The sequence below is a fragment of the Massilia frigida genome (assembly GCF_011682175.1).
In the GTDB taxonomy this organism is placed as follows: domain Bacteria; phylum Pseudomonadota; class Gammaproteobacteria; order Burkholderiales; family Burkholderiaceae_D; genus Telluria_A; species Telluria_A frigida.
The window spans coordinates 109,398-122,865 of the sequence record NZ_WHJG01000009.1 but is presented as its reverse complement, the minus strand read 5'-3'; the positions used below and the strand labels follow the sequence as shown (position 1 = coordinate 122,865).

At 67.4% G+C, this 13,468-nt stretch carries 13 protein-coding genes; 7 read left to right on the top strand and 6 right to left on the bottom strand.

Translation table 11 applies throughout. The features are described from left to right. Positions 1 to 168: 168 nt before the first annotated feature. Positions 169 to 471: a hypothetical protein gene (locus tag F2P44_RS11580; RefSeq protein ID WP_167086849.1), complete on the top strand. Its 303-nt coding sequence runs from the start codon at positions 169 to 171 to the stop codon at positions 469 to 471. A gap of 27 nt (positions 472 to 498) precedes the next feature. Here the strand turns inward: F2P44_RS11580 and F2P44_RS11575 are convergent, their stop codons facing one another. After that, the gene (locus F2P44_RS11575; RefSeq protein WP_167086848.1) at positions 499 to 672 is read right to left on the bottom strand and encodes a hypothetical protein; all 174 of its coding nucleotides are present in this window, start codon (positions 670 to 672) and stop codon (positions 499 to 501) included. A gap of 153 nt (positions 673 to 825) precedes the next feature. On the opposite strand from F2P44_RS11575, the gene F2P44_RS11570 reads away from it, so the two are divergent. Further along, on the top strand, positions 826 to 1,509 hold the full coding sequence (locus tag F2P44_RS11570; protein ID WP_167086847.1) for an SOS response-associated peptidase family protein: 684 nt from the start codon (positions 826 to 828) through the stop codon (positions 1,507 to 1,509). A 28-nt stretch (positions 1,510 to 1,537) separates the two neighbouring features. Here F2P44_RS11570 and F2P44_RS11565 read toward each other — a convergent pair whose 3' ends face one another. Next, a complete protein-coding gene (locus F2P44_RS11565) occupies positions 1,538 to 1,804 on the bottom strand; it encodes a hypothetical protein (protein ID WP_167086846.1) in 267 nt (88 codons plus the stop codon). 140 nt (positions 1,805 to 1,944) lie between these two features. Here F2P44_RS11565 and F2P44_RS11560 point away from each other — a divergent pair, with 140 nt between their 5' ends. Continuing rightward, positions 1,945 to 2,853, top strand: a complete 909-nt coding sequence (locus F2P44_RS11560; protein WP_229423502.1) for an alpha/beta hydrolase family protein — start codon at positions 1,945 to 1,947, stop codon at positions 2,851 to 2,853. Positions 2,854 to 3,077: 224 nt separating this feature from the next. Beyond that, positions 3,078 to 4,697, top strand: coding sequence for a methyl-accepting chemotaxis protein (locus tag F2P44_RS36350; protein WP_167086845.1), 1,620 nt, complete (start codon positions 3,078 to 3,080; stop codon positions 4,695 to 4,697). Here F2P44_RS36350 and F2P44_RS11550 read toward each other — a convergent pair. After that, positions 4,687 to 4,980: a 2Fe-2S iron-sulfur cluster-binding protein gene (locus F2P44_RS11550; RefSeq protein ID WP_167086844.1), complete on the bottom strand. Its 294-nt coding sequence runs from the start codon at positions 4,978 to 4,980 to the stop codon at positions 4,687 to 4,689. The two genes, F2P44_RS36350 and F2P44_RS11550, sit on opposite strands and share 11 nt — an antisense overlap. 101 nt (positions 4,981 to 5,081) lie before the next feature. Here F2P44_RS11550 and F2P44_RS11545 point away from each other — a divergent pair, with 101 nt between their 5' ends. Both F2P44_RS11545 and F2P44_RS11540 read left to right on the top strand, forming a co-directional pair. Next, positions 5,082 to 6,098 (top strand): L,D-transpeptidase family protein, encoded by a 1,017-nt coding sequence (locus F2P44_RS11545; RefSeq protein WP_229423501.1) that lies wholly within the window; start codon positions 5,082 to 5,084, stop codon positions 6,096 to 6,098. Positions 6,099 to 6,150: 52 nt separating this feature from the next. Beyond that, the gene (locus F2P44_RS11540; RefSeq protein ID WP_167086843.1) at positions 6,151 to 6,882 is read left to right on the top strand and encodes a M23 family metallopeptidase; all 732 of its coding nucleotides are present in this window, start codon (positions 6,151 to 6,153) and stop codon (positions 6,880 to 6,882) included. Here F2P44_RS11540 and F2P44_RS11535 read toward each other — a convergent pair whose 3' ends face one another. Beyond that, positions 6,883 to 8,010, bottom strand: coding sequence for an HAF repeat-containing protein (locus tag F2P44_RS11535; RefSeq protein WP_167086842.1), 1,128 nt, complete (start codon positions 8,008 to 8,010; stop codon positions 6,883 to 6,885). A 140-nt stretch (positions 8,011 to 8,150) separates the two neighbouring features. Then, on the bottom strand, positions 8,151 to 9,899 hold the full coding sequence (locus F2P44_RS11530) for a M4 family metallopeptidase (RefSeq protein WP_167086841.1): 1,749 nt from the start codon (positions 9,897 to 9,899) through the stop codon (positions 8,151 to 8,153). Between the two features lie 206 nt (positions 9,900 to 10,105). On the opposite strand from F2P44_RS11530, the gene F2P44_RS11525 reads away from it, so the two are divergent. After that, positions 10,106 to 11,266, top strand: coding sequence for a glycerophosphodiester phosphodiesterase (locus tag F2P44_RS11525; protein WP_167086840.1), 1,161 nt, complete (start codon positions 10,106 to 10,108; stop codon positions 11,264 to 11,266). Between the two features lie 48 nt (positions 11,267 to 11,314). On the opposite strand, the gene F2P44_RS11520 is transcribed toward F2P44_RS11525, so the two are convergent. Then, positions 11,315 to 13,453, bottom strand: a complete 2,139-nt coding sequence (locus tag F2P44_RS11520; RefSeq protein ID WP_229423500.1) for a TonB-dependent receptor — start codon at positions 13,451 to 13,453, stop codon at positions 11,315 to 11,317. Positions 13,454 to 13,468: the final 15 nt, after the last annotated feature.

The following is a 13,468-nucleotide window of genomic DNA, read 5'->3' as shown; positions in this document are numbered from 1 at the left end:
CCGTTCCGGGTGTGATCGCGAACACAAATAATAACAAATGTAGACTTAAAGCAACAGCACTCAGCGTCCGGCCGCGCCCTACTGCGCGCCAGCCGATGCCTTGCACTGTTAGCATCGTTGCGAGAGCGCCGCGCCAGTGCGGCACCTCCTAACTGATTGGAGAATCCCATGCATGCCACCAAACCGTTCCCCGACCCGGCCGACGCCAAGTCGCTGCTCGACGAAGCCGATATCGGCAGCGGCGAAAAACCGCCTTCCCAGCGCGACACCGAGGCCCTGATCCGCCAGATCCCGCCCCTGCCGCCATCGGACCTGAACGATGCCGACAGCGACAATGGCAGCGCGGCCGCCGCCAACCAGTTCGATGGCGGCGAGAATCGCGACAGGCGCGAGCATGACGCTTCGCTCGAACGCGATGAGCCGAGCGAACAGCTCGACCAGCTCGATCCGGTCCCGCCCAAGGGCCAGTAAGCGTCCGGGCAGGCCGCGACGTATCCCTTAGGCCTTGATCGGCGGCACCGGCATGGCCGGCTCTTCGACCGGCGCGTTGACCGGCGGCGGCACGTCGTCCGGTACCGGCGCAGGTGTCGGATCGGTGGGCGGCAGGCCGTCCGGATCGGGAGTCGAGTGGGCGCGCTGCGGCGATGTGAACTGGTTCTCGTTGCTGGTCATGGAATGCCTTTCCTCAAGTGTGAATGCAAATATCAAACATCGCGATGTCCGCCGCGGCGCACGTCCTGCGCGCCGCAAACCTGCCTTTCCGGTATTGTTGATCCTTCCGGGCGCCACGTCCGGGACCACCACCCCGGCAAAAAGGCATAGCGCATGTGCGGACGTCTCGATCAAAACCATACCGCCATTGAATACATCGCGGCGCTGCATTGGCGCGGCGCCGCCCCGCGCGTGGCCAGCCAGGCCTCGCCCAGCTACAACGCGCCACCCGGCACCTGGCGCCCGCTGATGCGCATCGCCGGCGGCCAGCTGCACATCGAGGATGCCTTCTGGGGCTACCGCGCCTCCTGGGCTGCGGACAAGCTGCCCATCTCCATCAATGCGCGCCTCGAAAAACTCGGCAACCGTTACTGGACGCCCCTGCTCAAGGCCGGCCGCGCCATCGTCCCGGCCGACGGCTGGTACGAATGGACCGGCGAGAAGGGCAGGAAGCAGCCCTGGCACATCCACCTCAAGACGCGCGAACCGCTGTTCATCGCCGCCATCGGCGCCTGCGGCAGCGCGCGCGAACAGGCCGCCGAGTCGGGCTTCGTGATCGTCACCGCCGATGCCGAGGGCGGCATGGTCGATGTGCACGACCGCCGTCCGGTCGTCTTCAGCGCCGCGGATGCCGCCCTGTGGCTGGACCCGGACCTGTCCGCCCAGCAAGCCGAACAGCTGGCACGCTCGGTGGCGCTCGGCCCCGACGCTTTCGAATGGCATCCGGTCGCCAAGGACGTGGGCCGCGCCGGCAACGCTGGGCCGCACCTGGCAGCCGAGCGCGATCTGCTGGACTGAATCCGGCCCCGGCCGGCGGCGCGCCAGTTCAGCGCTCGGGTTCGCGCTCGCGCGACAAGGCCAGCAGGTTGTCGATCTCGATGCGCGCCACTTCCACGCCGGCCAGGCAAGCCACCTCCGCGGTGGCGTGGCCGCCGGCCGTCTGGCTGCGCGTGAGCGCTGGCGCGGGATCGGTATCCTGTCCGCCCTCCCCGGTCTTGGTGATGCGGTATTCGAAGTCCCACTGGTCGCCGCAATCCTTGATCGGCGTGACCGAGATGGTAAATCCTTTGTATTCGTACGTTGTGATTTGCATATCATTCCTTATGGTTGTCCGCAGCCTAGCATGGAAGGCCGCCGGCCTGCCGCAGGCGCGCCAATCGTGCGCCCCGTCCCCGCCCCGGCACGCACCGAACCCGGTATAGTGGCAGTTCCCTCCGCTCCCACCCGACCACGATGAAGACTGTCCTGCCTGTGATGGCCCCGGCCCTGCTGGTACCCGCCCTGCTCGCGTCCGGCGCCGCCCTGGCCGCGCCGATGACCCTGGCCGATTACCTGGCCCTCTCCGGCCCGCCGCCGACCGCGACAATCGCCTATGGCGGCGCGCCATCGCAGTTCGCCGAATTGTTCCGTCCGGCCGGCCCCGGGCCGTTTCCGGTGGTGGTGCTGGTGCACGGCGGCTGCTGGACGGTGGAGTACGGCGGCATCAGCCAGATGCACAATGTGGCCGGCGCGCTGGCCGCGCGCGGCATCGCCGTGTGGAACGTGGAGTACCGCCGCGTCGACGAGGAAGGCGGCGGCTATCCCGGCACCTACCTCGACATGAACGCCGCGCTCGACAAGCTGGCCGCCGAAGCGCCCGCCCACCAGCTCGATACCGGCCGCATCGTCGCGGTCGGCCATTCGGCCGGCGGCCAGCTGGTGCAGTGGATCGCGGGGCGCAGCCGGATTGCGGCGACCAGTCCCCTGTTCCACCCCAACCCCTTGCCGGTGCGCGAGGTGATCAGCCTGGGCGGCCTGGCCGACCTGCGCCATGAACAGGCCCTGATCAAGACCAGCTGCGGACGCGACCTGGCGCAACTGGCGGGCACCCCCAGCGCCAGCCGGCCCGACATCTTTGCCGACACCAACGCCGCCGAGCTGATGCCCAACGGCAGCCGCACGATGCTGGTCACGGGCGAACTCGACACCATCTCGCCGCCGCGCGCGGCGCACGACTATGCGGCGCGGGCGCGCGCCGCCGGCGACCGCGCCGAGGTGCTGATCTTGCCGGGCGCCAGCCACTACGATGAAATCGCGGCCAGCTCGCCCGCATGGAAACTGGTCCTGCCCCTGATCGAACGCGCGCTCGGCATGGCCGAATAAGCGCGTGCGCCCGGGCGGCCTACGTTGCCGGGCAACGACGCCGGCCGCCACACTGTGTCGAAAACCAGGTTCTCGACGAATAACGATTAACAGTTACACGCGCTTGGCGTAGCGTATTCATCAGGGCGGCCCGAGCGGCGCCGATTCCAGCACCGGCAGCCCCATGCCCGCGCCACCGCAGCCGGTAGCGCCCGACCTGGCCGGCACGTTTTTCGGAGACCCGCATGCTCGACAATCTGAAAGTAGGTACGCGCCTGCTGTCCGCTTTCCTGACGGTCGCGGTCCTCGGCGCCATCGTGGCCGCCATCGGCATCGTCAACATGGCCATCATGACCGAGCAGGCCAAGCGCGCCTACAAGCTGGAACTGCTCGGCCTGTCTCATTCCAAGCAAGCGAACATCGACCTGGTCTATATCGGGCGCGCCGCGCGCGGGATGCTGGTTGCCACCACGCCGGACCAGGTGGGCCGCTTCCGCGGCCAGATCGACAGCGCGCGCGGCCAGTTGCACCAGAACCTGGAACAGGCGCGCCCGCGCTTCACGCTCGATAGCGGTAAACAGATACTGGCCGACATCGACCGCGGCCTGCTGGAGTACGAGGGCATGCTGCCGGAATTGCTGAAACGGGCGCAGGACCTCACCCCCGCGGGCAAAACGGCCGCCGCCGAATTCGCTCTCGGCCCCCTGGCGGCCAAGGCCGGCATCGTGGACCAGCTGCTCTCCGCACTGGTCGCCCAGAAAGAGAAAAAATCGGCCGAGGTGGCCGCCGCATCGGGCCAGCGCTACCAGAGCAGCCGGTTCCTGATGCTGGCGCTCGCCATCGGCAGCCTGGGCGCCGGCGTAGGGCTGGGCTTGTGGATCACGCGCGGCCTGACGCGCCAGCTCGGCGGCGAAGCGGCTTATGCGGTGCGCGTGGCCGGCGCGATCGCCGCCGGGGAATTGTCGACCGTGATCCAGACCCGACCGGGCGACACCGGCAGCCTGCTGTACGCCATGGAAACCATGCGCGCGGCCCTGGTCAGCATCGTGGCCCAGGTGCGCAGCGGCACCGATCCCATCGCTACCGCATCCGGCCAGATCGCGGCCGGCAACCTGGACCTGTCCGCGCGCACCGAGCAACAGGCCAGCTCGCTGGAAGAAACGGCATCCTCGATGGAAGAGCTGACCAGTACCGTCAAGCAGAATGCCGACAATGCCCGCCAGGCCAATGTGCTGGCGGCAAACGCTTCCGAGGTGGCCGGGCGCGGCGGCGCCGTGGTGACCGAGGTGGTGCACACCATGAACTCGGTCAACGAGTCCTCGCGCAAGATCGTCGACATCATCGGCGTGATCGATAGCATCGCGTTCCAGACCAATATCCTGGCGCTGAACGCGGCGGTGGAAGCGGCGCGCGCCGGCGAGCAGGGGCGCGGCTTCGCGGTGGTGGCCAGCGAGGTGCGCAACCTGGCGCAGCGCGCGGCCGCCGCCGCCAGGGAAATCAAGACCCTGATCAACGATTCGGTCGACCAGGTCGATACGGGCGGCAAGCTGGTCGACCAGGCGGGCCGGACCATGGCCGACATCGTCGAATCGATCACGCGCGTGACGGCCATCATGTCCGGCATTGCCTTGGCCAGCATGGAGCAGACCGCCGGCATCGAACAGGTCAACATGGCGATTACCCAGATGGATGAGGTGACCGAGCAAAACGCGGCGCTGGTCGAACAGGCGGCCGCGGCGGCCGGATCGATGCGGGAACAGGCGGCTGCGCTGGCCCAGGTGGTCAGCGTGTTCAAGCTGGGCAACGACAAGCCGGTGCGCCCGGCCTTGCCGCCGCCGGTGCGTCCGCGCGCGCTTATCGCGTGACGCGCCGCGCCGCCGGCGCCCACAGGGTCAGGTCCGAGCGCGCCACCGCCACGCACGGCAAGGTATCGCCAGCGCGTTTTTCGTCGGCACTGATGCCCGGCCAGTCGATCAGGTAAGCCAGCTCGCCCGCCGCCACCTGGCACAGGCAGGTGCGGCAGCTGCCATTGCGGCAGGAAGCGGGCAGCATGATGCCGGCGTCCTCGGCCGCCAGCAGCAGCGCGCGCCCCGGCGCCGCCTCGAAGCGCCAGCCGGCTGGCTGCACGGTAATCAGATAAGTGCTCATGTGCGTATTTTACCCGGCCGGCTGACCCTTAGTACGCTGCCGCACAGACTGTATATCCGAGAGGAATTAATCTCAGGTATCCGATTCTCAAGGGGCTTTCATTGAAACCATCTTCGCTTTGCCTGATCGCCGCCATGTTCGCGGGCGCGGCCACCGTTCCAACCGCCATGGCCGCCAGCGCGCCGTCCGCCCTGACGATCGACGCCGTTAACGCGGCGGGCAAGACGGCGGCCGCGCCCGCCAAGCCGGCCAAGGGCGCGAAAGCGGGCAAAGTGGCCGCGCCAGCCCTGCTGCGCGCCCAGGTCCTGCTCGACCGCGCGCGCTTTTCCAGTGGCGAGATCGATGCCGCCTCGGGCTCGAACATGCGCCTGGCGCTGGCCGGCTTCCAGAAAAAAGCCGGCCTGGAACCCTCCGGCACGCTCGACGAGGCGACCTGGGCCGCGCTGAACGCCGACCAGGCCGACGCCCTGGTCAGCTACACCCTGACCGATGCCGACGTGGCCGGTCCGTTCGAAGCGATCCCCGAGAGCATGGCCGAGAAAGCCAAGCTGGCCACGCTCGGCTACAGCAGCGCACTGGAAGCGCTGGGCGAAAAATTCCACCTCAGCCCGACCCTGCTGGCGCGCCTGAACCCGGGCAAGGATGCCGGCCGCGCCGGCGAGACCATCGTCGTCCCGAACGTGCTCGACATCGAGCCACTGCCGAAGGCCGCAAAGATCGTGGTGGACCGCTCGGACCGCTCGCTGACCCTGCTCGACGCCGACGGCAAGGTGCTGGCCCAGTTCCCCGCGTCCACCGGCAGCGCGCACGATCCGCTGCCGATCGGCACCTGGAAAGTCAACGGCGTGGCGCGCCACCCGGTCTACCACTACAACCCGAAACTGTTCTGGGACGCCAGCCCCGGCGACAAGAAAGCCAAGCTGCCGGCCGGCCCCAACAACCCGGTGGGGGTGGCCTGGGTCGATCTGTCGAAAGACCATTACGGCATCCACGGCACCCCCCTGCCGGCCTCGATCGGCAAGACCCAGTCGCACGGCTGCATCCGCCTGACCAACTGGGACGTGAGCACGCTGACCGAGTCGGTCGGCTACGGCACCGAAGTGCTATTGCAGGAATGAACAAACAAGAACATCGGCTGGCACACCCTTCACAAGCAAAAAGGATAATTTCATGAAATGGCTACTTACTTTCCTGGCAGGCTTGCTGCTCGGCGCAGGCTCCCTGTTCGTCTACCTGCGCACGGTGCCCGTGCCCAAGCCGGCGCAAGTGGTCGTGGTGGCGCCCGCCGCCCCGGCCACGGCAGCGGTGGCGGCGCCGGCGGCCCCGGGCGGCGTGTCCTTGCCGGTGTCCGAGCTGCCCGGCGTACCGGTGGTGAGCACCGACCTGAGCGAACTGGACTTGCCGCTGCGTCCGGCCATGAGCGAGGTCGCCCTGCCCGCCGCCAACGGCGCCAGCGCGGCCGCGGTGCCGGCCGGCGCCAAGCTGATGGTGCCGGTCGAGGGCGTCAAGCTGGCCAGCCTGCGCGACAATTTCGACCAGCCGCGCGGCGCCGACCGCCACCATGAAGCGCTCGACATCATGGCGCCCAAGGGCACCAAGGTGCTGGCGGTGAGCGATGGCAAACTGGTCAAGCTGTTCAACAGCAAGCCGGGCGGCCTGACGGTGTACCAGTTCGATCCGAGCGAAAAATACGCGTATTACTACGCGCACCTGGACCGTTACGCCGAGGGCGTGAAGGAAGGCATGGATCTCAAGCGGGGCGACCTGGTCGGCTATGTCGGCGTGACCGGCAATTCGGACCCGAACGCACCCCACCTGCACTTTGCCGTGGTCGAACTGACCGCCGAAAAGAAATGGTGGAAAGGCACGCCCATCAATCCCTTCCCGCTGATGGGCGAGTAATCAGTTCTGGCGCAGGGCGCGCACGCGCCGTGCGCGCCCCATTCCGAGCAGCATCATGCCTGCTCCCAGCGCCAGGATGGCCGGCGTGCCCGGCTCATCGACTTTGCCCACGTCACCGTCGGGCGTGAGCAGGAAGCCGCGGCACAGGCCGCTTGTATTGCAGCCGTGCGCGGTAATCTGGCCCAGGTCGTTGATATCGGCCGCGTAGTTGAGGGTCCAGCCGAAGCCCGGCCCCACCAGATCATTCAAATCGCGCATGCTGCCATCCGCATACAGGAAGGCGTGCACCGCCTTGCCACCGGCGATGTCGGAACTGCCCACCGCATGGCCCGCATGATTGATTCCGTAGCTGATGCTGTTGGCGCCGCCCAAGGTGTTCAGGTCGTTCATGATGCCGTTGTCGAAGATGAAGGCGTGCGTGCTGGCGTCGCCCGCCATGTAGGAAAAGCCCGCCACCGCGCCGCGCTCGTTGATCCGGTTCGCTTCGCTGTAGCTGCCGCCCAGGGTGCCGAGGTCGTGCATGCCGCTATCGTCGCTGCGGAAGGCGTGATACTGGCCGTTGGCGAGGTCGGCGCGCCCGACCACCACGCCGCTGTTGTTGATGTCGGCGCCGTGGCTGTTGCTGCCGCCCAGGGTGCCAAGGTCGCGCATCTGGCCGCCGGGCGTGTAGCGGAAGGCGGCCTGGGTGCCGTCGGCGCGGTCGGCGCTGCCGCCCACCTGGCCGGCATTGTTGATGCCCTTGGCGTCGCTGTTTCTGCCGCCCAGGCTGCCGATGGCGTCGATCTTGCCGCCGCTAAAAATCACCGCCTGCGATTCGCCGCTGCTGGACTGCACCTGCCCGGCCGCCACGCCGGCGTCGTTGATGCCGCTGGCATAGCTGCGGGTCGACCTGTCGGGACTGAGGCTGTGCATGGCACCATCGCGCGAGATGTAAGCGCTGCTGATATTGTTGCTGTTGAGCGCGTAGCCGACCACGGCGCCGCTGTTGTTGATGGCGCGCACGTCGCCACTGTCGCCGCCAAGCGTGCCCAGATTCTTGACTGAATATAAAGGCGCGGCCCGGGCGGTGGCCTGAACCAGGAACATGGACAGCAGACCAAGCTGCAGCAGGTGCGGTGTGACAGGCATAAGCGACTCCAGAAAAATAAACAGACGCGCCCGCTTCGGCGCGTGCGTCGATTCTAAACCCGATTTCCGCACGCACATTATGTTGACCCCGAAATAGTTCCGACCATACACACTCAGCCGCGATTTCTATCTCATGGGCACTATTCGTTGATATCCGTACCCACGTTCACGGCGGCGTAGGCGCGCTGCACGGCCACCGCCTCCTTGCTGTTCTTGCCATATAGTTCCTCGGCCGCGGCCAGCACCTTGGCGCGCGCATCCTTGTAGTCGGTACTGGAAGTAAAGCGCGTGGTGGCGGCGTTGAACCAGATGCGGTAGGCCTTGTCCAGGCCGATGCCGCTCATCGCCCCCGGCGTGGCGCTGAGGTAAGTGCTGTGAGCCTCATTGGCCGGGTCGGCGTGCGAGCCCTGCGCCAGGAAATAGAACATGCGGTTGTTCGGGCCGCTGCTGTAATGCACATCCAGGCGCCTGAGCCGGGTCGACCAGGCATCCGGACTGGTGCCGTCCTTGCTCGGGCGAATCACGTAGCGCAAGGGCGTGCCGGTTTTGCTGATGTCCTTGCCAAGCATCCAATCGTTGCCGCCGGCCGGGATCAGCGCGCCGCCGGCGCCGGCGCGCGCATACGCTTCCACCACTTCGCCGGTGATGTCCGACGACGATTCGTTCAAGCCGCCCGACTCGCCCGCATACACCAGGCGCGAGGTGGCGTCGGTGATGCCATGGCCCATTTCGTGCCCCACCACATCGAGCGCGCCGAGGCTGTTGAAGGTTGAACCATCGCCGATGAACATGCATTTGCAGGCGTCGCTGTAGTAGGCGTTGTCGTAGGCGGTGTTCACGTGCGCCGCGATGTAGGTGGCGCTGTCCTGCCCGTCCAGCGAGTGCCAGCCCAGCGCGTTCTTGAGCATGTCGTAGGTGTTGGCCAGGCCCCACATGGCATTGACCGCCGCCGTCTGGCCGTTGGCGCCGGTGGTGCTGCCGCCGGCCACGTACTGCTTGCCGTCGCCCCAGGCATTGGCGCTGTTGGTGAACACTTCCCCGGCCGTGGTGCCGTGGTTGGCGTTGGTCACCGCCAGCCCGCCGAACTTGCCACCCTTGGCGCGCAGCGGATCGACCATGCGAAAGCCGGCGCCGCCTTCGCTCGTGCTGAGCGGCACCTCGCCGCTGTACTGGCTCTTGCCGCTGCCGGTGGCGCTCTGCAGCATGCTCCACTGCGCCAGGATGCGCCCGTTGCGGGCGCTGACGATGGTGTCGTGGTACACCGGCAGCGGACCGGCACGCAGGCGCGTGCCGACCAGCCAGGCCAGCTCGTAGCCGGCCACCACATCGGCCATGTCGAGCGCGTTGAGGGCGTCGTCGGCCTTGGCCAGCGCGGCCGGCACGCGCTCGCTCCAGAGCAGCGGAAAGATCACCAGTTCGGCCGCCGGCGGCGTCTCGGCCACGGCGCCGGCCCGCACCGTGCGCAGCACCAGCGCGATGGCCTCGGCCGCCGTCAGCGCCGGCTTCACATTGAACCCGGCCGTGGCCGCGCCCAGCTGGTTGGCGCTGCCGCGCCCGAGGTGGACGCGCCGCGCCGACACCGATTCGCGCACGATATTGCCGGCGCCATCGGCCACGATCACCGATTCCGAGCCGAACACGCGTACGCCTTTGTACGTATGGTGGGCGCGCACCACCGTGCTACCCTGTATGCCCGGATGCTGGCTGGCGAGCAGGAAATGGTGGTCGGCGTCCAGCCCGAGCCGGGAGCGCTGGGCGGCCAGCTGCCCCACCAGCGCGGCGGCGTTCGGCACCACTGTCACGGGGCCGTTCATCAGCGGCGGCGCGGCGCTCGGCGTCGGGTGGGCAGCAGCGAGCGCAACCGCCAGCAGGGTCGGACGAATGTTCATCAAGCATCTCCAGTGAAAAGGCCCTACTCCAGAAACGGCGCAGGCAACACCGATTGTCACAGCAGAAATCCATGAAGAATTTGCTCAAACGCAAAGAAAAGCGGAAATCCGGCGGGCTCGACGTCATCGTACGGTCATGCAAGCTTGCTACGCTCTGCATTTTTTCAGTATCAACACTGATTCCCCCCACAGCGGAGCCTATTGCGATGTACCACGTGTCCCGTACCACCCTATCCCTGATGTGCGCCGCCAGCGTTGCGGTCTTGATGAGCGCTTGCGGCGGCGACGACACGCCCGAGCTGCAAAATCCGGGCGCCAGCTGGCCGCAGCAGCCGGCCGTGACCGGGCATCGCGGCGCCTCGGCCCTGCGTCCCGAGCACACGCTGGCCTCGTACAAGAAGGCGATTGAAGATGGCGCCGACATCGTCGAGCCGGACCTGGTGGCGACCAAAGATGGCGTGCTGGTGGCGCGCCACGAAAACGAGATCTCGGGCACGACCAACGTCTCGGCGCTGCCGCAATTCGCCAGCCGCAAGGCCACCAAGACCATCGACGGCATTCCCGTCAGCGGCTGGTTCACGGAAGACTTCACGCTGGCGGAACTGAAAACCCTGCGCGCGAAAGAACGCATTCCCGCCAACCGCCCGGCCAACACCGCTTTTGATGGCCAGTTCGAGGTGCCGACCCTGCAGGAAGTGATCGACCTGGTGAAGCAGGAAAGCCAGGCGCGCCACAAGACCATCGGCATCTACCCCGAGACCAAGCACCCGACCTACTTCAAGGGCATCGGCCTGCCGCTCGAAAAGCGCCTGGTCGACCTGCTGGTGGCCAATGGCTATCGCGGCAAGGACGCCGCAGTGTATCTGCAATCGTTTGAGGTGGCCAACCTGAAGCAATTGCGCCAGCTGACCGACATGCGCATCGTGCAGCTGATCGACAATCCGGCCAATCCGCCGGCGCCCAATGGCGCGCCACGCAATGCGCCGTACGACTTCGTCGCGGCAGGCAGCAAGAGCACCTACAAGGACCTGGTCACGCCGGCCGGGCTGAAAGAAATCGCCACCTACGCCGACGCCGTGTCGCCTTACAAGGAAGTGATCATCGCGCGCACCGCCGCCAATGAACTGGGCAAGCCGACCAGCTTCGTGGCGGACGCCCACGCCGCCGGCCTGAAAGTGCACACCTGGACCCTGCGTCCGGAAAACCCGTTCCTGCCGCCGAGCATGCGCCGTGGCGATGTGGCCTCGCCCAGCGAGCGCGGTGACGCCGTGGCTGAAATCACGGCCTACCTGAACGCCGGCATCGACGGCTTCTTCACCGACGATCCGGCCGTGGGCCGGGCGGCGGTGGCGCAATTCAAGAAGTAAGCGGCTTGGCGCGTCGCTGGTGGCGGCAGCACCAAGCGACGCGCGCTGTTACCAGGTGCGGTTCCAGCTGAGCGCCAGGGTGCGCCCGCGGCCGGCAAACGTCCCCGTGGCGTCCTGCGCCGCCGCCGACTGCGAGTAGTAGCCGACATACTGCTTGTCGAGCAGGTTCTCCACGCTCACCCCGATGCGCCCGTAGCTGCTCTCGAACGTCAGCGCCATGTCGGCCAGCGTGTAACCCTTGAAGTGCTCTTCCAGGTTGCTGGTGCCGACCTTGCGCCCGATGTTGATGTCGCGGTCGCGCAGATGGCTGGCCTGCACCCGCAGCTGGGCCTTGGGCGCCCACTGCCAGTTCGCGCCGAGCACACCTTTGTCCGGTCCCTGCGAGCGCGCCGACAGCGCCAGGTCGAGCGGCGCGCCCTGGCTGGCCGCCGTCTTGCCGTCGGTGACGGCGTAGCTGCCGAACACCGACACGGTCTTCAGCGGACGCCAGTCGCCCGATACTTCCCAGCCCTTGACCACCGTCGGCACCCGCTCGACCGAGCCGATGCCGGCCGCATTCACGCGCAGCACGCTGCCCAGCTTCGAGCGCGAATCGTAGCGCGACAGGCCGACCTGCCCGTGGGCGCCGCGCCAGTTGACGCCCACTTCATTGTTACGGGTGATGATGGGCTTGAGGTCGATCAGGGTCGCCACCGATTTGCCATCGGTGTTCACGGCACGCAGCACCAGGCCGACGTCGGGCAGGCCGAAGCCTTCCGAGCTGGCCACGAAGGCCGACCAGCGCGGCGCGAAACGCCACAGCGCGCCGATATTCTTGACCGACTTGGAAAACTCGGTCTCGCCGCCCGCGACCCGCCGGCTGCCGTACACCGCCAGCGTGGTGTAGGTATCGACAGTGAGCTTGGCCTGCTCGTGGCGCACGCCGCCGCGCACCGTCAACGGGCCGATTTCGTATTCGAGCTGCGCGAACGGCGCCGTCGATTGGAACTGCAGCTGCGGCACCCAGGTGCGGCTGGTGGCGGCCAGGCGCTGCTGGGTGTTGTCCCTGAGGAGATCGAGGCCGGCCGTCACTTCCAGGCCGGAGACGAGCATGTCGGGACGCACCCAGGTCATGCGCGCGCCGCGCTTGTCGGCGACGATCTGCGACTGGTCCCACAGGGTCCCGAGCGGCGCCAGGCGCACGTCCTGGAAGGTCGCCACCGGGGTGGCACCGTACAGGGCCTCGAAGTCGTGGCTGAACAGCTGGGCACTGAAGGCGCCGCCGAACAGTTCATCGTGGCGGTAATCGAGGCTGGCGCTGCGCACCTTGTTACGCGGCGGCTCGCCCGGCGCCCGGCCCGGCAGCGATGTCGTGGTCACGCCGGCGGCCACCACGCCCGGTTCGTTCTTGTAGTCGCCGTCGCCGCGCAGGTTGAAGCGGTTCAGGCTCAATTGCATGCGCTGGGCACCGAAACGCTGGCCGATCTTGAGGAACAGGTCGTCGCCGCGGCTGTCGAGGGTATCGCCCTGGACGTTGTCGATGCCGAGGCGACGCCCGTCGCCGTCGTAGCCCATGCCGCGCCGCTGCAGGCCGACGTAGCCGAGCAGGTCGAAGCCGCCATCCTTGTGGGTGACGCTGTAGCCGGTTTTCCAGTCCAGGTTATCGGAGCGCAGCTGGCCCGATGCGCGCACGTTCAGGCCATGCGTGGTGCCGTCGGCGCGCGCGGTCCTGGTGATGTAGTTGATGATGCCGCCGGTCGCGCCCATGCCTTGCATGGCGGAGGCGCCGTTGATCACTTCGATGCGCTCGATGATGGCGCTGTCGGCAAAGTAGCCTTCGCGCGCGCCGGCGCGCAGCGGATTCGATTGCGGTATGCCGTCGAGCAGGATCAGCGGCTGGCGTCCGCGCAGCGATTCGCCGGTCGAGGTCATTTTTTGCCGGCTCGGCGCGTAACCCGGCACGTAGGTCGCCAGCGCCTGCGACGGATCGTCCGCGATCAGGTATTGCGATGCCAGTTCCTGCTGGCTGATGACCGAAATCGCGCCCGGAATCTTGTCCACCGCCTTGGCGCCGCGCGTGGCCGTGACCACCACCGTGCTGGAGGGCTCGGCCCCGTCGCCAGCGCCTTGCTGGGCCAGCGCATCGGTGCTCGCCATGAACAGGCAGGCCAGCGCAACCGCGCGGGAAAGGGGCGTCAATGTGCTCATACAGGGGAAATCCTT